Source organism: Nonomuraea sp. NPDC050328 (assembly GCF_044459405.1).
In the GTDB taxonomy this organism is placed as follows: Bacteria; Actinomycetota; Actinomycetes; order Streptosporangiales; family Streptosporangiaceae; genus Nonomuraea.
In genome coordinates, this window is the sequence record NZ_JBITIW010000003.1 from 728459 (window position 1) to 751553 (window position 23095).

Sequence of the window (23095 nt, forward strand, 5' to 3'; positions counted from 1 at the left end):
CCCGCCGACTCGCCGAGCGGGGGCCCGGCCGCCCCGCCGTACCGGATCGTTCCCGACCCGTCTGGAAAGGTCTCCCATGAGCCTCAACGTGGCGCCGCCGCCCGCGGCCCACCGGCCTCCCCGCGGTTCGCGCCGCAGAACGCCCTCCACCGGCCGGCGGGGCTGGTCCGCCTTCGACCTCAAGGCCGTGCCGTACCTGCTGGTCTCCCCCTACTTCCTGCTGTTCGCCGCCTTCGGGCTGTTCCCGCTGGTCTTCACGCTCTGGTACTCGCTCTACGACTACGACCTGGCCGGCACCACGGAGTGGGCGGGCCTGGACAACTACGCCAAGCTGCTGGCCGACGAGGACTTCTGGAACGCCGTCACCAACACGACGGGCATCTTCTTCCTGGCCACCGTGCCGCAGATGCTGATCGCGCTGATGCTGGCCAACGCGCTGAACAAGCGGCTGCGTTTCCGGCTGGCGATCCGGATGAGCGTGCTGTTCCCGCTGGTCACCTCGGTGGTGGCGGTGGCGATCGTGTTCAGCCAGCTCTTCGCGCGCGACTGGGGCCTGGCCAACTGGCTGCTCGGCCTGGTCGGCGTCGAGCCGATCAACTGGCGGGCCGAGCGGCTGCCGAGCTGGATCGCCATCGCGCTGATGGTGGACTGGCGCTGGACCGGCTACAACGCGATCATCTTCCTGGCCGGGATGCAGACCATCCCGAAGGACCTGTACGAGGCGGCCGCGATCGACGGCGCCTCGCGCCGCCGGCAGTTCTGGCAGATCACGCTGCCGATGCTCAAGCCCACGATGATCTTCGTCGTGCTGAACTCCACGATCGGCGGCCTGACCCTGTTCGCCGAGCCGACGACGTTCTACAACGGCAACGTGGACGGCGGCTCGCAGGGCCAGTTCCAGACGGTGGCGATGTTCATCGTCAAGCAGGGCTTCCGCGAGTTCGACTACGGCTACGCCGCCGCCGCGGCGTGGATGTTGTTCCTGCTGATCCTGGTCGGCGCGGCGATCAACTTCGTGCTCGTGAGGAGGATCAGGTGACGAACTGGAAGCCGGCCGTCATGACGCGGGTCATGCTGGCCTTCACGGTGATCCTCTCCGTCTTCCCGCTGTACTGGATGCTCGTCATCGCCTCGCGCTCCAACTCCGAGGCGGTGGCCGTGCCTCCGCCGCTGCTGCCCGGCGGCAACCTGGGCGAGAACATCATGGCGGTGCTCCAGCACGAGGACGCCAAGTTCCTGACCGGCCTGCTCAACTCGATGATCGTGGCCACGACGGTGACCGTCTCGGTCGTGCTGATCTCGACCCTGGCCGGCTTCGCCTTCGCACGGCTGCGCTTCAAGGGCAGCAAGATCCTGCTGATGGCGGTGCTGCTGACCATGATGGTGCCGCTGCAGCAGATGGGCGTGGTGCCGCTCTACCGGCTGATGGTCAGCCTGGAGTGGACCGGCACGCTGCAGGCGGTGATCCTGCCCTACCTGCTCAACGGTTTCGGCGTCTTCCTGATGACGCAGTACACCACCCAGGCGGTGCCGAACGAGCTGGTGGAGGCGGCGCGCGTGGACGGGGCCTCCACGCTGCGGGTGTGGTGGAGCGTGGTGCTCCCGGCGGTACGGCCGGGCATGGCCGTGCTCGGGATCAACACCTTCATGCTCATGTGGAACGACTTCATGTGGCCCCTGATCGTGCTGACCGGGGAGAACCCGACGGTGCAGATCGCCATCACCCAGCTCAACATGCGTTTCGCCACGAACTACACATTGATCTTCGCGGGGACCGCGCTGTCTATCATTCCGCTCATCGTGGTTTTCGTCGCGTTTGGCCGCCAGATTGTCGGCGGAATCATGGAAGGTGCTGTCAAGGCATGAAATTTCCGGCCAACTTCGTCTGGGGCGCCGCCACCTCCGCCTACCAGATCGAGGGTTCGACCACGGCCGACGGTCGCGGCGTCTCCATCTGGGACACCTTCACCGCCCAGCCGGGCCGCGTGGTCGCCGGCGACCACGCGCAGGTCGCGATCGACCACTACAACCGCTACCGCGAGGACGTCCAGATCATGGCGGAGCTGGGCCTGAAGGCCTACCGCTTCTCCGTGTCCTGGCCGCGCGTGCAGCCCGACGGCGCCGGGCGGATCAACGCCAAGGGCCTCGACTTCTACCGCAGGCTCACCGACGACCTGCTGGAGCACGGCATCCAGCCCTGGCTCACCCTCTACCACTGGGACCTGCCCCAGGCGCTGGAGGAGGCCGGCGGCTGGCCGAACCGCGACACCGCCTACCGCTTCGCCGACTACGCCGAGGCGGTGCACGACGCGCTCAAGGACCGGGTGCACACCTGGGCGACGGTCAACGAGCCCTGGTGCGCGGCCTTCCTCGGCTACGCCTCCGGCGAGCACGCCCCCGGCCGGCGCGAGCCCGCGCAGGCCGTCCAGGCGGCTCACCACCTCAACCTGGCCCACGGCCTGGCCGCCCGGCGGCTGACCGGCTCGCGGGTCGGCGGCTGCGTCAACCTCTACCCGGTACGGCCGGCCAGCGACGACCCCCGCGACGTGGACGCCGCGCGGCGCATCGACGGCGCCCAGAACCGTTTCTTCCTGGACGGGCTGCTCAAGGGCGCCTACCCGCAGGACGTGCTGGACGACTGGGGCGTCTCCTTCAGCCAGGAGGACCAGGAGCTGGTCGGCGCGCCGATCGACCTGCTGCTGATCAACTACTACAGCCCGTACACGGTCTCCGGCGCACCCGGCGGCAAGGCCTCGGCCTCGGCCGCGCCGACCGACACCGGCTCGCCGTGGGTGGGCAACGAGCACGTCTCCTTCCTCGGCGACGGCCTGCCGACCACCTCGATGGGCTGGGAGGTCGAGCCCGACGGCCTCAAGCGCACGCTGCTGCGCCTCAAGCGCGACTACCCGGCCATCCCGCTGGTGGTCTCGGAGAACGGCGCGGCCTACGACGACGTGCTGGAGGACGGCGCCGTGCACGACACCGAGCGCGTCGCCTTCCTGGAGGGCCACCTGCGCGCCTGCAGCGAGGCGATCGAGGCCGGCGTGCCGCTGGAGGGCTACTTCGCCTGGTCGCTGATGGACAACTTCGAGTGGGCCTGGGGGTACGGCAAGCGGTTCGGCCTGGTCTACGTGGACTTCCCGACCCAGAAGCGCATCCTCAAGGACAGCGCCCACTGGTATTCGCGGACCATAATGTCCGCATGAACCGACCGACACTCGAAGCCGTGGCCGCGCTGGCCGGCGTGGGCCGCGGCACGGTGTCGAGGGTGATCAACGGCTCGCCGAACGTCAGCGAGAAGGCTCGCCGCGCCGTCCTCGACGCGATCGACCAGCTCGGCTACGTGCCGAACCGGGCCGCCCGCACGCTGGTGACCCGCCGCACCGACACCGTGGCCCTGGTGGTCTCGGAGTCGGAGCTGCGGGTCTTCGACGAGCCGTACTTCGCCGGCACCATCCGCGGCATCGCGACCTACCTGGCCGAGACCGGGCTGCAGCTCATCCTGGCGATGTCGCAGTCGCGCTCGGAGCACAAGCGGCTGGAGGAGTACCTCACCGGCCAGCACGTCGACGGCGTGCTGCTGCTGTCGCTGCACGGCGCCGACCCGCTGCCGGGCCGGCTGGAGGACCGCGGCGTGCCGACGGTGCTCGGCGGCCGGCCGGTCGGCCTCGACCCGGCGCAGTTCCAGCGGCTGAGCTACATCGACATCGACAACCGCACCGGCGCCCGGCAGGCCGCCAAGCACCTGCTGGGCCTGGGCCGCGAGCGCATCGCGACCATCGCCGGCCCGCAGGACATGGGGGTGGGCGTCGACCGGCTGGCCGGCTACCGCGACGCCCTGTCGGCGGCCGGCCGCCGGGAGCTGGTCGCCTACGGCGACTTCTCCGAGGCCAGCGGCGCCACCGCGATGGCGGCGCTGCTGGAGGCCGATCCCGATCTCGACGCGGTCTTCGCCGCCTCCGACCTGATGGCCGTGGGCGCGATGCGGGCGCTGAAGACGGCCGGCCGGCGCGTGCCGGGGGACGTGGCGGTGGTCGGGTTCGAGGACGCCAAGGTGGCGTTGCACACCGATCCCCCGCTGACCACCGTGCACCAGCCGACCGAGGCGATGGGCCGGCAGATGGCCCAGCTCCTGGTGGCGCGGATCAACGGCGAGCAGCCGCAGCACCAGGTGGTCATCCTCGACACCCACCTGGTGCCGCGCGGTAGCGCCTGAGCTGCCCGTATCCTGGCACCGTGCAAGGATCCCCCCTTATCGCCGCCGGGTACACCGCCGAGTGGAGCGTGCGCGGCGCCGCCGTGCGCGCCCTGCGCCACGGTGACCGCGACCTGATCACGAGCTGGCCCGCCGAGGGCCCGGTGCCCTTCTACGCCGGGACGATCCTGGCCCCCTGGCCCAACCGGGTGGGGCAGGCGAGCTACCGCTTCGGCGGGCGCGAGCACCACCTGGAGGTGACCGAGCCCGACCGCGGCCATGCGCTGCACGGGCTGGTCGCCACCGCCGACTGGCGGCCGGTGGAGCAGGTCGCGGTCGAGGAGGAGCAGGCGTGGGTCCGGCTGGCCCACGCCGTCACGCCGGTGGCGGGGTATCCGTTCACCCTCGACCTGGAGGTCACCCACCGGCTCGACGCCGGCGGCCTGACCACCACGCTCACCGCGGCCAACCGGGGCGCCGACCCGGCTCCCTACGGCTGCGGGCCGCATCCGTGGCTGGTGGGCGAGGAGCTGGAGCTGCCCGCCGGGCGGGTGCTCCTGACCGACGCGGCGCTGCTGCCGGCCGAGCTGGCCGAGGTGGCGGCGACGCCGTACGACTTCGGGCAGGCCAGGACGACGGCCGGGGTGGACGTGGACCACGCCTTCACCGGGCTGGCCGAGGGCCGGGCCCGGGTGGGCGGGGTCCTGATGGAGTGGGACCCCGCCGTGCTGCCGTGGGTGCAGGTCTGCACCGGGGCGCAGCTCGGCTACCGCGGGGTGGCGGTCGAGCCGATGACCTGCCCGCCGGACGCCTTCAACTCCGGCGACGACCTGATCACGCTTGCGCCGGGGCAGAGCCACAGCGCGAGCTGGACGATCAGGTCAGCTCGGCCGGAGTGAGCCGGAGGTACTCGATCATCTGGTGCGCGGCGCCGGACCACGCCAGGAAGATCCGGCCCCGGTAGCCGGCCGCGCTGAGCCCGGCCTTGGTCGGCCGGATGCCCTTGGCCACGACCGGCGTCGACCAGCCGCCGGTCTCGGAGCTGGTCGAGAGCTGCACGTCGTCGGCGCCCTGCGGGATCCACGCCATCAGCCGAAGGTAGTCGCCCTGCCAGGAGTGCGGGATCTCGGCCCAGGCGGGCACGCCCGTGACGCTGGCCAGGCTGACGGTGCTCGGGGTGTCGGCCGCCTCGTGCAGCGAGCGGTACTTGAGCTGGCCGGTGTCGGGCGCGCGGTAGAGCAGGCCGGGACGGCTGTCCAGGTCGGCGAGCACGATCGCCGGGTCGGCGTCGGAGCGGGCGGAGGGCACGGCCTTGGGCCCGCTCCCCCAGCTCCCGTCGGCGGCGCGGCGCTTGAAGCGGATCTGCGTGCCGGTCCTGGCCCGCCAGGCCAGGTGCAGCGCGCCGCCGGGGAAGCGGCCGAGCACCGGGCCGCCTTCGGCGACGTAGTCGGGCCCGAGGTCGAGCCGTCCGGTCCACGTCACCTCGTCGGCCGTGCTCCCCCTGGCCACGGCTGCCCTGGCGACCTGGATGCGGGCGGTGGCGGCGTCGGTCCAGGCGAGGGTGAGCTCGTCCTCGGCCGACCACCACAGCCCCGGGGCGTGGCGGGTGTCCGGCGCGCCGCCGCTCACCCGCACGGGTTGCTGGGGCGACCAGCGGCGTTCCCTGTCCTGCCAGAGCGCGAACCACAGCCCGCGGTCCTCGCGCTGGCCCTTCCACACCATGGCGAGCCTGCTGCCCGCGGCGAGGACCGGCCGGTGGCTGGTCCCCTTCGTCTCCGTCACGGGGTCCGGTAAGTCGTGAATGACCATGAAATGTGTATGGCCCCGGTATCGTACGATCATGCACAGCCGGACCAAGCGCCGTCTGACCCCCGAGCAGCTCGACGCGCTGGCCCGCCGCGCGCTCGGCGCCGGGGTGAACCTCTCTGAAGAGCTCACCGACGGCTTCGCCAACGCGGTGTGGCGGCTGAGCCTCCATGACGGTCGCCGGGTGGTGCTGAAACTGTCACCTTCACCGGACCTCGATCAGCTCACCTACGAGCGCGGCTTGCTGCGCATGGAGGCCCACGCCTACGAGCTGGCCGCCGCGGCGGGCGTTCCGCTCGCCGGACTGCTGGCGGCCGGGTTCGACGACCCGGTGCTGGGCGGCGACTACCTGCTGCTGCGGGAGCTCGACGGCGTGCCCTGGAACCACGCCCGGCTCGACCCGGACCGGCAGCTCGCCCTGCGCCGGGAGCTGGGCGGCCACCTGGCCCGGCTCAACTCGGTGCGCGGCGACAGCTTCGGCTACCCGTGGATCGCCGCGCCGAGCTGGCGGGCGGGCTACCTGGCGATGGTCGAGGCGCTGCTGAAGGACACCGAGCGCTATCCCACGCCGCTGCCCGCGCCGGTGGAGGAGATCCGCGCGCTGGTGCACCGGGCCGCGCCCGCCCTCGACGCGGTGCGCGAGCCGCGGCTGGTGCACTTCGACCTGTGGCCGGGCAACGTCTTCCTCGACCTGACCGGCGAGCCGCGCATCCAGGCCGTGATCGACCTCGAACGCGCCTTCTGGGGCGATCCGCTGGCCGACCTGGTCACCCCGACGCTCTTCGGCGAGCTGGCCGAGGACGACCCGGTGCTGGCCGGCTACCGCGAGGTGGCGCCCCTGGAGGTGGACCAGACCCGGCTGGCGCTCTACCGGGTCTACCTCTACCTGATCATGCTGGTGGAGAACGGCCCGCGGCAGTACCCGGAGGAGGACTACGCCCCGCTCCGGGCACTGACCACCGAGTCGCTGGTCAGAGCGCTCGCTCGACTCTGAACAGCTCGGCCTGCACGCCGTACCAGCGGTCGGTCTGACCGATGTGGCTCATCCCGATGCGGCGGCAGACGGCCTGCGAGGGGTGGTTGTCGGGGAAGGTCAGCGCGTAGACCTCGCCGATCCCGGCCGCCCACGCCCGCTCCAGCGCGCCGCGGGCGGCCTCGGTGGCGTAGCCGCGGCCCCACATGTCCGGGTGCAGGTGCCAGCCGACCTCCACCTCGTCGTCGCCGTTGGGCAGCCGCTTGAGCAGGATCGTCCCGGCCACGACGCCGGTCTCGCGCTCCTCGATCGCCCAGACGCCCAGGGTCGGGTCGGGCTCGCTGTGCGCGCGGTAGCGCGGCACGAGATCGGCCGCGGGCGGCACCGCGCCGGGCAGCCAGCGGGTGACCTCCTCCCGGCTCATGATGTCGTCCAGGCGCTTGACGTCGGCCGGGCTGTCGGTCCACATGCGGACGGTCAGCCGGTCAGTCGTGTAGATGGTCATCGGTGCCCTTCTCGGGAGCTGCGGAGTTGATCACAGCCTCGTACGGCTCGCTTGCCGCTCGCTTGGCATCGGCTGCAGCCTGGATGGCTGCGCACTGGCCGGCTCCGGTGAGGCGGTTGGGGACGCCGAGATCGACCGGGGCCGGGGTGTTGCCCGCGCACGACAGCGCACCGTTGATCGTAGTGCCGGTCAGGATCGGATCCGCGTTGCCGGTCAGCGTCGCCGCGCCGCGCAGCTCCATCCCGGCCAGCACCAGCGAGCCGGTGGTGCCGTGCACGCTGAGCGCGCCGGTGATCCGGGCGTTGAGCACCTGGACGTCGGCCGCGCCGGTGGCGGTGACGGCGCCGGTGACCGAGCCGCCGGACACGATCAGGGAGGCGCCTCGCCGTACCGTCACCGGGCCCTTGACCTGGGCGCCGTTCAGGCAGGTCACCCCGGAGGCGACGGTGAGCGGGCCGGTGTGGGCGCCGGTGACGGTGCGGGTGCACGCGGGCGGCGGCGCGATGGTGGTCACGGTGAACGATTTTTCCGCGCCGGCGTTGCCGGCCGCGTCGATGGAGCGGTAGTCGATGACGTGCCGGCCGCGCGGCAGCCGGCCGAAGACCAGGTGGTCGATGGTGGTGCCGGTCTCGGTGAAGCGCCAGGGCAGCTCGGAGGAGGTGGGCCAGCCGAAGTAGTTGAACCAGCCGTCGCCGTCCACCCGCGACTCGGAGACTACGTAGCCGGGGTGCTCGTCGGCGCCGGTCAGCCGCATCTCGACCGGGCCGTTGTAGACGTAGGTGTCGCCGGAGCGCACCAGCGGCGCCGACAGCTCGTAGGCGGTCGCGGGCGCGGTGGCGTCCACGGTCCAGGTACGGCTCTGCCCGCCGGCGGTGGCGGTGAGCGTGTGCGTGCCCGGCTTCAGGGCGAGCGGCTCCAGGTCGAGGGCGGGCCCGCCGTCGCCGACCGGCGTGCCGTCGAGCGTCCAGGTCACCCGCGGGACGCTCCGCGCGGGGTGGGTGGTCTCGACGTAGACCACATCGGTGCCGCCGACCGGCCGCTCGGTGGGGGTCGAGGCCACGATGCCCGGCTCGACGCCGTCCGGCGGGGTGCTCAGCGCGGTGTCCACGGTCCAGGAGACGGTACGGCTGAGCGCCGCCTTGATCGCCGGGTCGCGCACGAAGCCGGTGGGGTCGGCGACGACCGCCTGGACGGTGTGCGTGCCGGGGCTCAGCCCGAGGGTGCGTAGGTCGAGCGCGACGCCCGTGGCGGGCAGTTCGGCGCCGTCGAGCGACCAGGTGACGGTGAGGGCGTGCGAGACCGGGTGCATCGGCTCGACCCAGAGCACGCGGTCGGCGCCCACCGGCGCGCCGGCCGGGGTGGAGCTCTGCACCAGGTCGGTCTTCGCGGAGATCCGACGGACCATGATCTCGCGGCTGACCTGGTCGAAGTAGTAGCCGAGCGTCTTCATCATCGAGTGCCGGCTGGGCCGCCAGACGCCGGTGGAGTAGTACAGGCCGCCCTCGTAACGGCCGATCGGGCCGCCCGACTCGCTCTCCTCGCCGAGCCAGCGCCACCACTTGCGGCGCTGCTCGGCCATCTGGGCCTCGGTGAGCAGCGTGTGGTGGGGGCTGGAGGGCTCGGCGCCGGAGTAGGCGCCGCCGGGCACGCCGCGCTGGTAGTAGTCGTACTCGTCCTGGAGCCCGCCCAGCGAGTGGCCCAGCTCGTGCGGGCTGATCAGGGCGGACATCGCGTTGCTGCCGGTCGCGGTGGCGTAGGCGCCGCCCGCACCGCCGTAGGTGCCGCTGTTGCCGAGGGCGAGGATCTGCCGGTTGGCCGAGGAGGTGCCGGTGACGAGGTTGGCGTAGGTGTTGGCGGCGGAGTTGCTCATGGTGACCAGGCGCTGGACGCTGGCCGGGTTGCAGCCGCCCCAGAAGCCCATGTTGAGCGGGGTGTCGCGGCGGGGCGAGCCGAGGTCGGGGTCGCAGTCGATGCCCGACTCGGCCGAGACGATGTCGAGCCGGTAGACGTTGATGTAGTTGCGGTAGGACTTGAACGGCTCGATGGACCACATGACGTTCAGGTGGCGGTCGACGTCGGCGGCGAAGGCGGGCAACTGGCTCTCGGTGTAGCCGTCGCCCATCACGATGACGTTGAAGCGCTTGGCGGGGCTGCCGGTCACCTGGACCGGGACGACCGTGGCGCTGCCCGGCCCCGCGCTCGGAAGCGCGGTCTCGGCCTGGGCGGGTGCGGCGGGGGTGACGGCGAGGGCTAACAGCAGGAGCGCGGCGAGGGTTCGGCGCATGGGCGGGACCTTTCGGGGGTGTTCCGGACGTCCCGATCATCGCCGAACCATGTCACATTCTCCAGATCCCCGCGGTCCGGTGCGCCTAGGTCCCGGGCAGCTCGGCGAGCAGGAGCGGGACCGTGGTGGGCTGCGCGGAGCCGCCCGCGGGCTCGACGGTCAGCCCGAGGTGGCGGTCGTCGGCTTCCGGGCTGGTCAGCAGGGGCAGGGTCTGCCCCGCGCCGTCGTCGGTGAGCAGCCCGGCGGGCCGGGCGCCGCCCGGTCCCATCAGCCACAGCTCGTAGACGCGGCCCTCCGGCAGGGCGGGCAGGCCGTGCGCGGCGAACAGCAGGCGGCCGCGTTCGCGGGAGACCACCAGCGTCGCCGTCCCGCCCGAGGTGACCGGGCGGCGCAGCGTCCTGGCGTCGGGGGCGGCGAGCACCTCGACCAGCTCCCGCTGGGTCTCGCGGACCCGCTCCAGGTCGCGCAGCCCGTCGAAGGCCACCACGCCGAGCACCGCCGCCGCGACCGTCGCGGCAGCCGTGAGTCCCAGCGCCAGCCGCACCGGCCACGACCGGCGGGGGCGGCGCTTGCCGGGGCCGGTCCGTCCTCCCGCGCGGGCGCGTCGCGGAAGGGGGCCGGTGCGCTGCTCGACCCGCGTGGCCGGGGTCAGGTCGGGGGGCGCCTGCCGTACGTGCCGGGCGGCGGCGAGCACGCGGGCGCGCAGGTCCGGGGGCGGCGCCGCGGCGGCGTCCAGGGCCAGCAGCGCCGCGGTCTCGCGCAGCCCGCGCACCTCGGCCGAGCACGCCGAGCAGCCGGACAGGTGCCGCTCGAACTCGGTCTCCTCCGCCTTGCCGAGCGCGTTGAGGGCGTAGGCGCCGGACAGGGCGTGGATCTCGGGGTTCATCGTTCCACTCCCATGCAGTCGCGCAGCCGGACCAGCCCGTCGCGCATCCTGGTCTTGATCGTCCCGAGCGGGACGCGCAGCAGGCCCGCCACCTCGGGATAGCTGTAGCCACCGTAGAAGGCCAGCGTGACGGCCTGCCGCTGGACCTCGGTGAGCCCGCCCAGGCACCGCCGGACCCGCTCCCCCTCGAGCCGGACGGTCACCTCCTCGACGACGTGGTCGTGCGGCACCTCGGCCGAGCGCGTCCCGGCGCGGTGCTCGCGGTCGGCGGCGGCCTGGGCCGAGCGGACCCGGTCGACCGCGCGGCGGTGGGCCATGGTCATCACCCAGGACAGGCCGGACCCGCGGGCGGCGTCGAAGCGGGCGGCGGTGCGCCAGACCTCGACGAGCACCTCCTGGGCCACCTCCTCGGCCTGGGCCGGGTCCCGCAGCACGCGCAGGACCAGCCCGTACACCGGGCCGGCGAGCCGGTCGTAGAGCCGTTCGAAGGCCTGTTCGCCGCCCGCCGCCACGGCGGTGAGCAGCTCTTCCAGGCCGGGCTCCCGTGGCACCGGGGTCAGCGGGTGCGCGGTTGGCTTGGTCACACCGGTGATTCGGCGCGGCGGGGCTGTCGGATTGCGGTGGCCGATGGCATAATTTCACTAGGTGATGAATTATGACTTGTGTGATCGCCGGCGGCGGACCCGCCGGAGCCGTCCTGGCCCTGATCCTCGCCCGAGCCGGCGTGGAGGTGACCCTCCTGGAGAAGCACGCCGACTTCCTGCGCGACTTCCGCGGTGACACCATCCACCCGTCCACCCTGCAGGTGCTGGAGGAGCTCGGCCTGGCCGAGCGCTTCCACGACCTGCCCCACCGCAAGACCCGCGCGATCCGGCTGTGGACCGACCGCGGCACCGCCGACCTGGCCAGCCTGCGCGGGCTGCCGGGAAACTACGACTACATCGCCTTCGTCCCGCAGTGGGACTTCCTCACCCTGGTGACCGAGGCGGCCAAGGAGTGCCCCACCTTCCGGCTGATCATGAAGGCGGAGGCCCATGGCCTGATCCGGGAGGACGGCGTGGTGCGCGGCGTCCGCTACCGCACCCCGGAAGGCGAGCACGAGATCCGCGCCGACCTGGTGGTGGCCGCCGACGGCCGCACCTCCGCCCTGCGCGTGGCGGCCGGGCTGGTCCCGGAGGAGCTGGGCGCGCCGATGGACGTGGTGTGGTTCCGCGCCTCCCGGCTGCCCGGCGATCCGGACGAGACCTTCCTGCGCCTGTCGGCCGGGCACTTCATGGTCGCGATCAACCGCGACAGCTACTGGCAGCTCGCCTACGTCATCCCCAAGGGCGGCTTCGACGAGCTCAAGGCCGGCGGCATCCGGGCCCTGCACGAGCCGCTGGCGCGGCTGCTGCCGTTCCTGACCGACCGGCTGGGCGAGATCGCCGGCTTCGAGGACGTCAGCGTGCTCACCGTCGCGGTCAACCGGCTGCGCCGCTGGCACGTGCCCGGCCTGCTGTGCATCGGCGACGCCGCGCACGCGATGTCGCCGATCTTCGGGGTGGGCATCAACCTGGCGGTCCAGGACGCGGTCGCCGCGGCCAACCTGCTGGCCGGCTCGCTGCGCTCGGGCGCGCCGATCCCCGACTCGACGCTCGCGCTGGTGCAGAAGCGGCGGCTGTGGCCGACCAAGGTGACCCAGTTCGCCCAGGTCGTCACCCAGAACCGGGTCATCCGTCCCACCCTCGGCGGCCGGCCGCCCGTCCCGCCGGACATCTCGCGCATCCCGGTGCTCGGCCGCCTGGTCAGGCGCTTCATCGGCCTCGGCGTCCGGCCGGAGCACGTGACCGTTCAGAGACTTTCATCCCCTACTGTCCCTCTTCGTGAACGAAGAGGGACTTTCAACACATAAAGGCAGATTTATCGCCATTGTGTTGATCGCCGTGCTCGGCCTCGTCCTCACCGGAGGCGGGGCCTGGGCCCTGGCCGCCGAGTACGGCAGGCCGCCCACCGTGGCCGAGATCCAGCGCGCCCAGCGGGCCGAGGTCGCGGCCCGCTGGTACACGCGGACCGCGGGCGAGGTCTTCCCCGCCCTGACCACCGGGGCCGAGCGACTGGCCGTCACCGGGCGCGGCGACTGCGCCGTCTCCCTCACGCCCGCGGCGGCCACGGCGCTCCGGCAGTCCTGCGCGAGCGTGCTGCTGGCCACCTACGCCGACCCGGGCCAGACCCTCGCCGCCAACGTCGCCCTCGTGGTGCTGGACGGCCACGACTCCTCGGCGCTGCCCGCCGAGCTCAGGGAGGCCGGGGCGGGCGTGCTCCCGTTCGGCGTGCCCGGCACCGCTGCCGCGCGGCTGGCGGAGGAGCAGGTGCGGGAGACCGGGGTGGCGGCCGGCGGCCCCTACCTGGTGCTCGCCACCGCGGCCTACACCGACGCCCGGCCAGAGCACGCCCTGGAGTCCGGGGTGGCCGCGCGGTTCGCCCACCGGCTGGCCACCGAGCTGGCCGAGGGCATGACGGCCAAGGCCGACCCCTGCACGCTCAAGGAGCTCGTCACATGCTGATCAAGAGCGTCGCGGCGGTCCTGCTCGCCACGCTGGCCCTCGGCCCGGCCGGCGACCCCTACGAGAGCGCCGGCGCCGACTTCACCGCCGCCGCCGAGCGCAGCACCGGCCAGGGCGTCCGCGTCGCCCTCGTCTCCAGCGGCATCGCCGAGATCCCCGCCCTGGCCGGGTCGGTCAAGGCGCGCGAGAACCTCACCGGGCGCAGCGGCACCGCGAACATCGGCGGCACCGCCGTGGCCACGCTGATCAAGCGCCTGGCCCCGGGCGTCAGCTTCCTGTCGGCGCAGGTCGACCTCGAACCCGAGGACTTCCCCACCACGGCCGCCTACGACGACTGGTGGAAGAACAAGCGGCCCCACCAGGCCGACAGCACCGCCATCAGGTGGGCGGCGGAGCAGTCCGCCGACGTGATCGTCGTGGAGACCTACTGGGAACGGCCCGGCTCCGACATGATGGCCGCCGTCGCGGAGGCCACGAAGCGCGGCGCCGTGGTCGTCGCGCCCGCCCCGGTCTGCCCCGCCGGCTGGAAGTGCCCGGGCGAGACCTACCCTGCGGGCCTGCCGGGGGTGATCGGCGTGACCCCCCTCACCGACAAGGGCGAGCCCACGGCGCCGGAGTACGCCGCCGGCGCCGGGGGCGTCCTGCTCGCCGCCCCCGGCCGGCGCACCACCCTGCCGGGGCCCGGCGAGCGGCTCTGGGAGCTGACCGGAGCGCCCGTGTCCAACGCCTACGTCGCCGCGGCGGCGGCGCTCGTGCGCTCGCACGCCCCCGAGCTGAGGCCGGGCCGCGTCGTCGAGTCGCTGCTCGCCTCCGCCCGGCTCCCCGGCGCGGACGGCGGCTGGCTGGACCAGGACGGCTACGAACACGACGACGCCCTCGGCTTCGGCCTGGTCAACCCGGCGGGCGCGCTGGAGGCGGCCGACCGGCTGACCGCGGCCCCGCCCGCCGCCGGCCTGTCCCCCGGCAGCCGCTTCGTGGCCGGCCCGGCCGGCCGCATCGAGGCGGTCCGGCCCGACCCCCTGCTCACCGCGGGGTACGGCGGGCTGCTGGCCGCCGGCGTGGGCCTGCTGATCGTCGCCGGCACGCTGGCCCTGGCCACGCGCAGGCGCCGGACGAGCGCGCCTCCCCCCGGGCCGGACGCTCCGTCGACCACAACGTGAAAATCCCTTCTCAGAACGTGGACAACTCGGCCGACCGGCTCAGCGGGTGGAATACCCTCGTATCTCGTGAGCGCACTCTCTAACCTCGACTCCTGGCGTGACCTGCCCGCGGCGCAACAGCCCGAGTGGCCCGACCCCGCCGCGCTCGGGCGCGTCGTCGCCGAGCTCAACACCCTGCCGCCGCTGGTCTTCGCTGGCGAGTGCGACCAGCTCAAGTCCGATCTGGCCGCGGTGGCCAGGGGCGAGGCCTTCGTCCTGCAGGGCGGCGACTGCGCCGAGACCTTCGCCGGGGCGACCGCCGACAACGTGCGCAACAAGCTCAAGACGTTGCTGCAGATGGCGATCGTGCTCACCTACGCCGGCCGGGTGCCGGTGGTGAAGATCGGCCGGCTGGCCGGGCAGTTCGCCAAGCCGCGGTCCAAGGGCACCGAGACCCGGGGCGAGGTGACGCTGCCGGCCTACCGCGGCGACATGGTCAACGGGTTCGACTTCACCGAGGAGTCGCGCACGCCCGACCCGCAGCGCCTGCTGCGCGCCTACCACTCCAGCGCCGTGACCCTGAACCTGGCCCGCGCCTTCACCAAGGGCGGGTACGCCGACCTGCGCCAGGTGCACGCCTGGAACCAGGACTTCGTGGCCGAGTCGCCCGCCGGGCGCCGCTACGAGCAGCTCGCCCGGGAGATCGACCAGGCGCTGGCCTTCATGCGCGCCTGCGGGGCCGACCCCGAGGAGTTCCACACCGTCGAGTTCTACTCCTCGCACGAGGCGCTCATCCTCGACTACGACCAGGCGCTCACCCGCATCGACTCGCGCACCGGCCTGCCGTACGACGTGTCGGCGCACATGGTCTGGATCGGCGAGCGCACCCGCCAGCTCGACGGGGCGCACGTGGAGTTCTTCTCGCGCATCCGCAACCCGATCGGCGTGAAGCTCGGCCCGACGACCTCGCCCGAGGAGGCGCTGGCGCTGGTGGAGAAGCTGAACCCGGACAACGAGGCGGGCCGGCTCACCTTCATCACCCGGATGGGCGCGAGCAAGATCCGCGACCACCTGCCCACGCTGGTGGAGAAGGTCTCGGGCAGCGGCGCGCAGGTCGCCTGGATCTGCGACCCGATGCACGGCAACACCTTCGAGGCCGCGGGCGGCTACAAGACCCGGCGCCTCGACGACGTGCTCGACGAGGTCAGCGGCTTCTTCGAGGTGCACCGGGCGCTCGGCACCCACCCGGGCGGCGTGCACATCGAGTTCACCGGCGACGACGTGACCGAGTGCGTGGGCGGCGGGGCCGAGATCCTCGAGGACGACCTGGCCCTGCGCTACGAGACGGCCTGCGACCCGCGGCTCAACCGGGGGCAGTCGCTCGACCTCGCCTTCCGGGTGGCCGAGCTCTACCGTTCGGTGTGACTTTGTACGGCTTGCGCCCTCGGAGAGGGGGGCGCAAGCCGTATGATCATCCCCGAATGCCGTGATATTTCGGGAGAAATCGTGAGCGAGCAGGTTCCGGAAGGCGTGGACCCCAGCGTCCCCAACGTCGCGCGGATGTACGACTACTACCTCGGCGGCAAGGACAACTTCGCCTCCGACCGCGCCGCCGCCGACCAGATCCTGCGGCTGTTCCCGAACACCCGGGACTCGGCGCTGGAGAACCGGTCCTTCCTGCGGCGGGCCGTACGGCACCTGGTGGACTCCGGGGTGCGGCAGATCGTCGACCTGGGCTCCGGCCTGCCCACGCAGGGCAACACCCACGAGACCGCCCCCGAGGCGCGCGTGGTGTACGTCGACTACGACGCCATCGTCTGCGCCCACGCCCGCGCGCTGCTGGCCGGCTCGCAGGTCAGCGTGGTGCAGGCGGACGTCAGGCAGCCGGAGGACCTGCTCGCCAAGCTCGGCGAGCACGTCGACTTCAGCGAGCCGGTCGGTTTCGTCATGCTCTGCCTGCTGCACTTCATCCCCGACGAGCCCGCCTACGCGCTCACCGACCGGCTGCGCGAGGTCAGCGTGCCGGGCAGCGCGCTGGTCGTCAGCCACGCCATCGACGCCGCGCCCGATCTGACGGCCGAGGCGATGGAGATCTACCGGCGCTCCACCGCCGGGCTGAACCTGCGCACCGAGAGCCAGATCGGGCGCTTCTTCGAGGGCTATCACCTGGTCGAGCCCGGGCTGGTGCACCCCAAGGACTGGCGGCCCGAGGGCGAGCCGGAGAAGACGCCGCCGATCGGGTACGCGGGCGTCGGCTTCAAGGCCTGACCGGATCCCCAGAACACCCCTGGACACACGAAAGACCCCGCCGCGGCGGGGTCTTTTCGGTTGGCCGGGCCTCAGTTCTGCTCGGCGGCCTGCTGCATCTCGTCGGCCAGCTCAGCGCGGATCGCGTCCATGTCGAGCCCCTTGACCTGGCCGATCAGGTCCTCCAGCGCCGGCTCGGGCAGCGCGCCCGGCTGCGCGAAGACGACGATGCCGTCGCGGATGGCCATGATGGTGGGGATCGAGGTGATCTGGAAGCCCTGCGCGAGCGCCTGCTGAGCCTCGGTGTCGATCTTGCCGAAGGTCACGTCCTCGTGCTTGTTCGAGGCCTTCTCGAAGATCGGGCCGAACACCCGGCACGGTCCGCACCATTCGGCCCAGAAGTCCAGCAGCACGATGCCCTTGTCGGCGATCTCGTTGAAGTTCTGCTCGGTTACTTCGATGGTCGCCACGCGTGGCTCCTCGTTACTCGGTCACGGTCTATCGGTCTTGCCCTACTCAACCACCTACCCACTGAACGCATTCCACAACGGCCCCCCTCCCCGAGCTGGGGAGGGGGGCCGCCGCGGTGCCGGGTGGAGGCTACTTGCCGCCGGGCATGTCGAGCCCGATCAGGACCGGGTCGTGGTCGGAGGAGCGGAAGGCGTTGGCCTGGTAGAGGTCAGGCCGGTGGCCGGTGCCGTACGGAGCCAGGATGCGCGGCTCGTCGGCGTTGATGTGCCAGATGGTCGCGCCGGTGACCCGCTTGAGGAGCTGCTTGCCGACCAGGGCGTGGTCGAGCTCGCCGGAGCGGCCCTCGAAGACGTAGCTGTAGCGGTCGGCCAGCGGCACGAACTTCTTGGTGAGGCTGGTGTAGGAGGCGCTCTCCAGCGTGTGGATCGGGTCCTCCTCGCTGTAGGCGTTGATGTCGCCGAGGATGATCGGGTGCGGGACGTCCAGCGTGTCCAGCAGCTTCACCAGGGCCTCCGCCTGCCGTACCCGCGTGGGGTTCCAGCAGCCCTGGCCCTGGTCGGTGTCGGGGCCGGAGGCCGGGCAGCTCTGCTTGGACTTGAGGTGGTTGACCGCGATGGTGAACGGCTGGCCGCCCGAGACGCGGCGGAAGGTCTGGATCAGCGGCGGGCGGTTGTTGACCGGGTCCTCGGAGGAGAGGGTCTCGCCGACCGGCTTGACCTTGGCCGGCTTGTAGATCGCGCCGACCTGGATCACGTCGGTGCCCGGGAAGGGGTGCTTCAGCGCGGCGTAGGTGCCGGCGCCGACCTCGGCGTTGACCGCGTCGACCAGGGCCTGGAGGGCGACCTGGCCGTTGTTCTCGACCTCCATGAGGCCGACGACGTCGGCGTCGAGACCCTTGAGCGCGGCCACCAGCTTGGTGAGCTGGCGCTTCTGCTCCTCGGGCGTCCTGGCGCCGCGCGAGCCGAGGGTGGTGAACCAGTTGAGGGTGTTGATGCTGGCCACGGTGACGTTGCCGCCGACCTTGGCCGGCTGCGCCGGGCGCGGGTTGGTCGCGGCGAAGTCGACCGGCTTGACCGGCTGCAGGCGGTAGAGGTTGAAGCTGTAGCCGAGCACGCCGGTCAGGCCCTTGACGGTGTCGCCGTTGCGGACCGAGTAGGGGACGGTCTGCGGGTCGGAGTCGCCGGAGCCGTCGTCGAGCAGCAGCGAGCGGGCCAGGTTGGCCTCGACGGTCACGCCGGGACGGTCGTTCTGGTGGTACAGCCGGCCCTCGGAGGACAGCAGCACCTCGCCGAAGCGGCCGACGTTGTAGTGCTCGGAGACGGTGAGCGTCTCGGGGAAGGTGAGGAGCATGTTCTCGACCGGCTCGAAGGTGACGCCGGCCGGCCGGGGCAGCTCGTACGGCTGGGCCGCGACGGTGCCGGTGCCGCAGACGCCGACCGAGGTGACCGGGGACAGCTCGGTCAGCCCGTTGAACTCGATGGCCTTGCCGCTGACCAGGACGCGGTCGCCGACCTTGACGTCCTTGAAGGTGTCGCGCGCGAAGACGAACAGGCCCTCGGAGGTCTTGGGGTCGTTGTCCGGGGTCGGGTCCTGGAGGTAGAAGCCGCTGAGCTGGGTGCTCTTCTGGAAGTCACCGGTGACGACGCCCTCGACGCGGACGTTCTGCCCGGCCAGCGGGCTGGCGTCACCGCTGCCCTGCACCTGCGCGATCTGGTGCGTCGCCGGCGCCTCGCAGGGGTCGGCGGTGGGGCTGGGGCTCGGGCTCGGGCTGGTCGTGGGGCTGGTGCTCGGGCTGGGCGAGGGGGAGCTGCCGCCGCAGGGAGTGGCGGCGCTCGCGGTGTTGCGAGGGGCGGGGGCGCCGGTCTCGAAGTCGGCGTTGTTGGCGTCGGTGTCGAGGCAGCCGCCGGACTTGCGCAGCGCGGCGAGCGTGGCCGAGGGGGTCGGGGCCGCGCTCCCTTCGCCGAAGGTGGCGTTGCCGTACCCGACCAGGTCGGCGACCTGGGCGAGCTGCTCCGGCGTGCACGCGACCGGCGCGCCGTTGCAGGCGAGGCCGGTGTCGGACTTGACGAGGGCGACCTTCCCGCCGCCCGCGCCCATCAGGATGGAGGCGGTGGCGTCGGGGGTGGGCAGTTCGCTGCCGGTGCTGCCGCCGCCCATACGGACCAGGTAACGCTGGCCGGCGGCGAGGGAACCGCTGATGGCGACGGTGTTGGCGGCGAAGTGGCCGGATCCGGTGGCGCTGGCGTACTGCACCGACCAGCCGTTCAGGGAGACGGGCGCGGAGCTGCGGTTGAACAGCTCCACGAAGTCGTGGGTGTACGGGGCGCCGGTGTTGCCGCCACCTCCGTAGACCTGGCTGATGACGACGTCACCCGGCGTGGCGGAGGCCGGTAGGGCGGAAAGTGCCGTCAGGCCGGCGGCGCTGACGCCGACGGCGACGAGGGCGGCGAAGGCCCTGGACAGAACACGCATGGGCTGCACTTTACGGCGGTTTTACCTCACAATTTTCGACAAAACGGTTGATAGAGCGTTAATTCATCTAACCTTGACAGCAGCTCGTGGCGGGTATGACTGCAGCATGGATTGGGTCACCTGCTCGCACGCCGCTGCCTGCACGGGGATCGCGCGCCCGCCGTACGGTCTCTGCCTGTTCCACCTCCCGCCCGACCGGCTCGACGCCGAGCTGGCCGCCCTCGCCCCCGCCCGGCTGCTCGACCTGCGGGGCACCCGGCTCGATCCAGACCTCCTGGCCCGCGTGCTGGCCGCCGTCCGTCACCGGCCCGGCCGGACCCGCCTGGACCACGCCCGCTTCCCCGGCGAGGCGCGGCTGGCGGAGGTGGAGTTCGCCGGCGACGTGTCGCTGAACGGCGCTCGCTTCGACCGGCTGGCCAGCTTCTACGGCAGCCGATTCCTGGGCAACGTCTCGCTGGTCGGCGCCGGCTTCGGCCGCGAGCTGTCCTTCCACGGCGCGCGGGTGCTCGGCCACCTCTGCCTCGACGCGGCCGGCGTCGCCCGCGACGCGTTGTTCAGCGAGGCGGTCTTCGCCCGCGGGCTGTCGGCCGAGCGCGCCCACTTCGACGGGCACACCAGCTTCGACGGGGCGGTCCTGGGCGAGACGGCCTCGCTGCGCGGGGCCCGGTTCGGGCACACCCTCTCGCTGCGCAAGCTGCGGGGCGGGGCCTGCTTCGAGCGGGCGCGGCTGCTCGGGCCGGTGTACGCCTCCGTGACCGGGCGGTTGTCGTTCGCGCACGCCCAGGCCGGCGCGGGGGTGGACCTCGCGGTCCGCGGCGGCGGGGTGGACCTGCGGCACGCCGTCGTGGACGGGCCGGTGCGCGTGCGGCTGACCGACTCCCGGGCCGACCTCGAGGGCGCGGTCCTGCGCGGGCGGGCCGCGCTCAGCGGGCGGGGCCTGGCCGGGCTGGACTCGCTGCGCCGGGTGGTGGCTCCCGAGCTGAGCCTGACCGGGCTCGACCTGTCCACCTGCCGCTTCGCCGGGCTGGCCCACCCGGGCGGGCTGCGGGTGCGCGAGTGCTCCTTCCCGCTGACCCCGCGCGGGGTACGGCTCAGCCTCGGCTGGCCGCCGCTGCGCTGGTTCACCCGCCGTCGCCACCTGGCCGACGAGTACGGCTGGCGCGGGTGGAGCAAACCGGTCGAGGTCGTGGTCACGACGGAGGGGCAGGCCTCGCTCCGCGCCTCGATCGACGACCGGGACACGGCTTCCGGCGTCGCCCTGGACGGGACGCAACCGCCGCGCAAGGCCGGGCGGCGCTGGTGGCGGTCGCCGGCGCCCTGAGCTCTGGGGACATCTCAGGGACATCCCCGATCCGCGCCCCACCCGGCGCGTCTACGCTGGGCGTCGTGCTCATCGACGACTACGTGGCCGAGCTCGAACGCGCGCTCGTCGGCCCCGCGAGGGTCAAGCGCGACCTCGTCGTCGAGGCCAGGGACGGGCTCTGCGACGCCGCCGAGGCCCTGGAGGCCGGGGGTCTGGCCCGCGCCGAGGCCGAGCGGCTGGCGGTGGAGGAGTTCGGGCCGGTGGGCGAGATCGCGCCCGGCTTCCAGGAGGAGCTCGTCGCCTGCGCCGGGCGGCGGCAGGCGTGGCTGCTCTTCCTCGGCGTCCCGGCCACCGCGCTCTGCTGGACGCTGGTGTGGCAGGTCTTCCCCTACCCGGTCGCGGAGTGGACCGAGCGGCCCGAGTGGTTCGTCCCGGTCGCCCGGGCCCTGGACATCCTGCAGCTCGCCGCCGGGATGGTCGCGGGGGTGACCATCCTCCTGCTGCGGCGCCGGCCTCCGCAGCGGCTCACCCGCCGGCTGGGGATCTTCACCTGGACGCTGCTGGCGTGCACCGGCGTGCTGTCGTTGTGCCTGATGTTCGGCTCGCGTGGACCGGCCGGGTTCGGGGGGTACCCGCCCGGCATGCTGATCTCGGCGGCGAGCCTGGCGTTCACCGCGGCGCAGGTCGTCGGGGCGGCCCGCTGCCTGCGGGTGACGCGAGCGACCGCGTTGTCCTAACTCTCCGTCCGGGGCTGGAGGACGCCGCCGATGGTGCGGACGAACTCGCCCCAGGCCGTGCGTTCCCCGGCCAGGTGGCCGGCGCCCGAGGCGGTGAGGCGGTAGGTGCGCCGCTTGCGCCCCCCGACGGTGGCCCACTCGCTGGCCAGGAACCCGGTGCGCTCCAGCCGCCGGAGCGCGGGGTAGACGGTGCCGGTCGGCACGTTGAGCGTGCCGCCGCTGCGCTCCTGGAGCGCCTCGATGATCGCGTAGCCGTGCAGGGGCGCATCCTCCAGGACCGCGAGGATCAGGGCGTCCATGTGGCCGCGGAGCGCGTCTGAGTTCACTCCCTCATTGTATGTAGACTCTCTATATGTAGACAGACTCAATAAGGGAGTTCCGCCATGGACGTGCTCGATCTGGCCCGCCTGCAGTTCGCGGTCACCGGCAGCCTGCACTTCCTCTTCGTCGTCCTCACCCTCGGCCTGGCCCCGCTCGTCGCGATCATGAACACCCGCTGGGCCCGCTCCGGCCGGCCGGTCTTCGAGGGGATGACCCGCTTCTGGGGCCAGATCTACGTGGTCAACTACGCGCTCGGCATCGTCACCGGGCTGGTGATGGAGTTCCAGTTCGGGCTCTCCTGGAGCGGGTTGTCCCACTACGCGGGCGACGTCTTCGGGGCGCCGCTGGCCATGGAGACGCTCGTCGCCTTCTTCCTGGAGTCCACGTTCCTCGGGTTGTGGATCTTCGGCTGGCGGCGGCTGCCCAAGTGGCTGCACGTGGCGTGCATCTGGATGGTCGTGCTCACGGCCTACGCGAGCGCGTTCTTCATCATGATCGCCAATTCGTTCCTGCAGAACCCGGTGGGGGCGGTCGAGCGGGGCGGGCGGCTGGAACTGGCCGACTTCGGGGCACTGGTGAGCAATCCGGCCCTGGTCGGGGCGCTGCCGCACGTCATCGGGGCGGCGCTGCTCACCGGCGGGATGGTGGTGGCGGCGGCCAGCTCCTACCAGTTGCGGCGCCGTACCGCCGAGGTGGAGCTGTTCACCCGGTCGCTGCGGATCGGGGTGGTGACGGCCGCGGTGGGCATCTTCGTCGCGGTGGCCTCGGGGCACGCGCAGTTCGGGCTGATCCAGCCGGGCAAGTTCGAGGGGAACGCGGGGGCGGGGATCGGGCTCGGGTTCATGATCCTGCTCGGCGAGATGGTGCTGTTCCCGCTGCTGCTGTTCTTCGGGGCGGCGGTGAGCCGGATGCCGCGGTGGGGGTGGGCGCAGTCGCTGCTCATCGGGCTCACGCCGCTGCCGTTCGTGATCTCGATCCTGGGGTGGATGGCGCGGGAGATCGGCCGCCAGCCCTGGCTGATCTGGGAGCGGCTGACCGTGGAGGACGCGATGTCTCCCGGGCTCACCCCTGGGATGATCACCGGCTCTTTTGCGGGATTTGTCGGGATATTGGGGCTTTTGGCGGTGATCGACTACGTGATCATCGTGCGCATCGTCCGGCGGGGCCCGGTCGAGCTGGCCCTCGGCGCCTAGCGCTCACTCAGTGACATCGG

The 23095-nt window shown here is 72.4% G+C and carries 22 protein-coding genes; 14 read left to right on the forward strand and 8 right to left on the reverse strand.

The window, feature by feature from the left end; translation table 11 throughout:
* Positions 1–76: 76 nt before the first annotated feature.
* From ACIBG7_RS14840 to ACIBG7_RS14860, 5 genes are read left to right on the forward strand one after another with little or no spacing between them, the layout of a single operon-like run.
* On the forward strand, positions 77–1039 hold the full coding sequence (locus tag ACIBG7_RS14840; RefSeq protein ID WP_357931120.1) for a sugar ABC transporter permease: 963 nt from the start codon (positions 77–79) through the stop codon (positions 1037–1039).
* Positions 1036–1866 (forward strand): carbohydrate ABC transporter permease, encoded by an 831-nt coding sequence (locus ACIBG7_RS14845; RefSeq protein WP_357931123.1) that lies wholly within the window; start codon positions 1036–1038, stop codon positions 1864–1866. Before ACIBG7_RS14840 ends, ACIBG7_RS14845 begins: the two co-directional genes overlap by 4 nt.
* The gene (locus ACIBG7_RS14850; RefSeq protein ID WP_397336499.1) at positions 1863–3206 is read left to right on the forward strand and encodes a GH1 family beta-glucosidase; all 1344 of its coding nucleotides are present in this window, start codon (positions 1863–1865) and stop codon (positions 3204–3206) included. Before ACIBG7_RS14845 ends, ACIBG7_RS14850 begins: the two co-directional genes overlap by 4 nt.
* The gene (locus ACIBG7_RS14855) at positions 3203–4216 is read left to right on the forward strand and encodes a LacI family DNA-binding transcriptional regulator (RefSeq protein WP_357931129.1); all 1014 of its coding nucleotides are present in this window, start codon (positions 3203–3205) and stop codon (positions 4214–4216) included. The genes ACIBG7_RS14850 and ACIBG7_RS14855 overlap by 4 nt, the downstream gene beginning before the upstream one ends.
* Before the next feature lie 20 nt (positions 4217–4236).
* The gene (locus tag ACIBG7_RS14860) at positions 4237–5094 is read left to right on the forward strand and encodes an aldose 1-epimerase family protein (RefSeq protein WP_397336500.1); all 858 of its coding nucleotides are present in this window, start codon (positions 4237–4239) and stop codon (positions 5092–5094) included.
* Here the strand turns inward: ACIBG7_RS14860 and ACIBG7_RS14865 are convergent.
* The gene (locus ACIBG7_RS14865; protein ID WP_397336501.1) at positions 5072–5977 is read right to left on the reverse strand and encodes a hypothetical protein; all 906 of its coding nucleotides are present in this window, start codon (positions 5975–5977) and stop codon (positions 5072–5074) included. The two genes, ACIBG7_RS14860 and ACIBG7_RS14865, sit on opposite strands and share 23 nt — an antisense overlap.
* Before the next feature lie 58 nt (positions 5978–6035).
* On the opposite strand from ACIBG7_RS14865, the gene ACIBG7_RS14870 reads away from it, so the two are divergent.
* The gene (locus tag ACIBG7_RS14870) at positions 6036–6995 is read left to right on the forward strand and encodes a phosphotransferase (protein ID WP_357931138.1); all 960 of its coding nucleotides are present in this window, start codon (positions 6036–6038) and stop codon (positions 6993–6995) included.
* On the opposite strand, the gene ACIBG7_RS14875 is transcribed toward ACIBG7_RS14870, so the two are convergent.
* From ACIBG7_RS14875 to ACIBG7_RS14890, 4 genes are all read right to left on the reverse strand, one after another.
* Positions 6973–7479 carry a GNAT family N-acetyltransferase gene (locus ACIBG7_RS14875; RefSeq protein ID WP_397336503.1) on the reverse strand — a complete coding sequence of 169 codons (507 nt, stop codon included), beginning with the start codon at positions 7477–7479 and terminating at the stop codon, positions 6973–6975. The genes ACIBG7_RS14870 and ACIBG7_RS14875 overlap by 23 nt on opposite strands.
* A complete protein-coding gene (locus tag ACIBG7_RS14880; protein WP_397336505.1) occupies positions 7460–9763 on the reverse strand; it encodes a M64 family metallopeptidase in 2304 nt (767 codons plus the stop codon). The genes ACIBG7_RS14875 and ACIBG7_RS14880 overlap by 20 nt, the downstream gene beginning before the upstream one ends.
* Before the next feature lie 85 nt (positions 9764–9848).
* On the reverse strand, positions 9849–10649 hold the full coding sequence (locus tag ACIBG7_RS14885) for an anti-sigma factor (RefSeq protein ID WP_397336506.1): 801 nt from the start codon (positions 10647–10649) through the stop codon (positions 9849–9851).
* On the reverse strand, positions 10646–11233 hold the full coding sequence (locus ACIBG7_RS14890) for a sigma-70 family RNA polymerase sigma factor (protein WP_397336508.1): 588 nt from the start codon (positions 11231–11233) through the stop codon (positions 10646–10648). Before ACIBG7_RS14890 ends, ACIBG7_RS14885 begins: the two co-directional genes overlap by 4 nt.
* 71 nt (positions 11234–11304) lie before the next feature.
* Here ACIBG7_RS14890 and ACIBG7_RS14895 point away from each other — a divergent pair, with 71 nt between their 5' ends.
* The 5 genes from ACIBG7_RS14895 to ACIBG7_RS14915 all read left to right on the forward strand — a co-directional run bounded on the left by ACIBG7_RS14895 (position 11305) and on the right by ACIBG7_RS14915 (position 16599).
* A complete protein-coding gene (locus tag ACIBG7_RS14895) occupies positions 11305–12540 on the forward strand; it encodes an FAD-dependent oxidoreductase (RefSeq protein WP_397336509.1) in 1236 nt (411 codons plus the stop codon).
* 19 nt (positions 12541–12559) lie between these two features.
* Positions 12560–13192 carry a hypothetical protein gene (locus ACIBG7_RS14900; RefSeq protein ID WP_397336510.1) on the forward strand — a complete coding sequence of 211 codons (633 nt, stop codon included), beginning with the start codon at positions 12560–12562 and terminating at the stop codon, positions 13190–13192.
* The gene (locus tag ACIBG7_RS14905; protein WP_397336512.1) at positions 13186–14352 is read left to right on the forward strand and encodes a hypothetical protein; all 1167 of its coding nucleotides are present in this window, start codon (positions 13186–13188) and stop codon (positions 14350–14352) included. Before ACIBG7_RS14900 ends, ACIBG7_RS14905 begins: the two co-directional genes overlap by 7 nt.
* A 66-nt stretch (positions 14353–14418) precedes the next feature.
* Positions 14419–15756: a class II 3-deoxy-7-phosphoheptulonate synthase gene (locus ACIBG7_RS14910; protein WP_357931151.1), complete on the forward strand. Its 1338-nt coding sequence runs from the start codon at positions 14419–14421 to the stop codon at positions 15754–15756.
* 81 nt (positions 15757–15837) lie between these two features.
* Complete coding sequence (locus ACIBG7_RS14915; protein ID WP_357931153.1) at positions 15838–16599, forward strand: SAM-dependent methyltransferase; 762 nt, start codon at positions 15838–15840, stop codon at positions 16597–16599.
* Between the two features lie 71 nt (positions 16600–16670).
* Here the strand turns inward: ACIBG7_RS14915 and trxA are convergent, their stop codons facing one another.
* Together trxA and ACIBG7_RS14925 are read right to left on the reverse strand one after the other, a co-directional pair.
* Positions 16671–17048, reverse strand: a complete 378-nt coding sequence (gene trxA, locus ACIBG7_RS14920; protein WP_357931156.1) for a thioredoxin — start codon at positions 17046–17048, stop codon at positions 16671–16673.
* Positions 17049–17178: 130 nt separating this feature from the next.
* Entirely contained in the window at positions 17179–19521 is a 2343-nt protein-coding gene (locus ACIBG7_RS14925) for an ExeM/NucH family extracellular endonuclease (RefSeq protein WP_357931158.1), read from the reverse strand.
* Between the two features lie 106 nt (positions 19522–19627).
* Here ACIBG7_RS14925 and ACIBG7_RS14930 point away from each other — a divergent pair, with 106 nt between their 5' ends.
* Together ACIBG7_RS14930 and ACIBG7_RS14935 are read left to right on the forward strand one after the other, a co-directional pair.
* Positions 19628–20842 carry a pentapeptide repeat-containing protein gene (locus ACIBG7_RS14930; protein ID WP_397336513.1) on the forward strand — a complete coding sequence of 405 codons (1215 nt, stop codon included), beginning with the start codon at positions 19628–19630 and terminating at the stop codon, positions 20840–20842.
* A gap of 65 nt (positions 20843–20907) precedes the next feature.
* Positions 20908–21561 (forward strand): permease prefix domain 1-containing protein, encoded by a 654-nt coding sequence (locus tag ACIBG7_RS14935; protein ID WP_397336514.1) that lies wholly within the window; start codon positions 20908–20910, stop codon positions 21559–21561.
* On the opposite strand, the gene ACIBG7_RS14940 is transcribed toward ACIBG7_RS14935, so the two are convergent.
* The gene (locus ACIBG7_RS14940; protein ID WP_357931166.1) at positions 21558–21887 is read right to left on the reverse strand and encodes a helix-turn-helix transcriptional regulator; all 330 of its coding nucleotides are present in this window, start codon (positions 21885–21887) and stop codon (positions 21558–21560) included. The genes ACIBG7_RS14935 and ACIBG7_RS14940 overlap by 4 nt on opposite strands.
* A gap of 57 nt (positions 21888–21944) precedes the next feature.
* Between ACIBG7_RS14940 and ACIBG7_RS14945 the strand changes: the two genes are divergently transcribed.
* A complete protein-coding gene (locus ACIBG7_RS14945; RefSeq protein WP_397336515.1) occupies positions 21945–23075 on the forward strand; it encodes a cytochrome ubiquinol oxidase subunit I in 1131 nt (376 codons plus the stop codon).
* Positions 23076–23095 lie beyond the last annotated feature (20 nt).

Coding starts and splice junctions, on each gene's coding strand:
- ACIBG7_RS14840 (WP_357931120.1), top strand. CDS start 77: ATGAGCCTCAACGTGGCGCCGCCGCCCGCGGCCCACCGGCCTCCCCGC.
- ACIBG7_RS14850 (WP_397336499.1), top strand. CDS start 1,863: ATGAAATTTCCGGCCAACTTCGTCTGGGGCGCCGCCACCTCCGCCTAC.
- ACIBG7_RS14855 (WP_357931129.1), top strand. CDS start 3,203: ATGAACCGACCGACACTCGAAGCCGTGGCCGCGCTGGCCGGCGTGGGC.
- ACIBG7_RS14870 (WP_357931138.1), top strand. CDS start 6,036: ATGCACAGCCGGACCAAGCGCCGTCTGACCCCCGAGCAGCTCGACGCG.
- ACIBG7_RS14875 (WP_397336503.1), bottom strand. CDS start 7,479: ATGACCATCTACACGACTGACCGGCTGACCGTCCGCATGTGGACCGAC.
- ACIBG7_RS14880 (WP_397336505.1), bottom strand. CDS start 9,763: ATGCGCCGAACCCTCGCCGCGCTCCTGCTGTTAGCCCTCGCCGTCACC.
- ACIBG7_RS14885 (WP_397336506.1), bottom strand. CDS start 10,649: ATGAACCCCGAGATCCACGCCCTGTCCGGCGCCTACGCCCTCAACGCG.
- ACIBG7_RS14895 (WP_397336509.1), top strand. CDS start 11,305: ATGACTTGTGTGATCGCCGGCGGCGGACCCGCCGGAGCCGTCCTGGCC.
- ACIBG7_RS14905 (WP_397336512.1), top strand. CDS start 13,186: ATGCTGATCAAGAGCGTCGCGGCGGTCCTGCTCGCCACGCTGGCCCTC.
- ACIBG7_RS14925 (WP_357931158.1), bottom strand. CDS start 19,521: ATGCGTGTTCTGTCCAGGGCCTTCGCCGCCCTCGTCGCCGTCGGCGTC.
- ACIBG7_RS14930 (WP_397336513.1), top strand. CDS start 19,628: ATGGATTGGGTCACCTGCTCGCACGCCGCTGCCTGCACGGGGATCGCG.
- ACIBG7_RS14945 (WP_397336515.1), top strand. CDS start 21,945: ATGGACGTGCTCGATCTGGCCCGCCTGCAGTTCGCGGTCACCGGCAGC.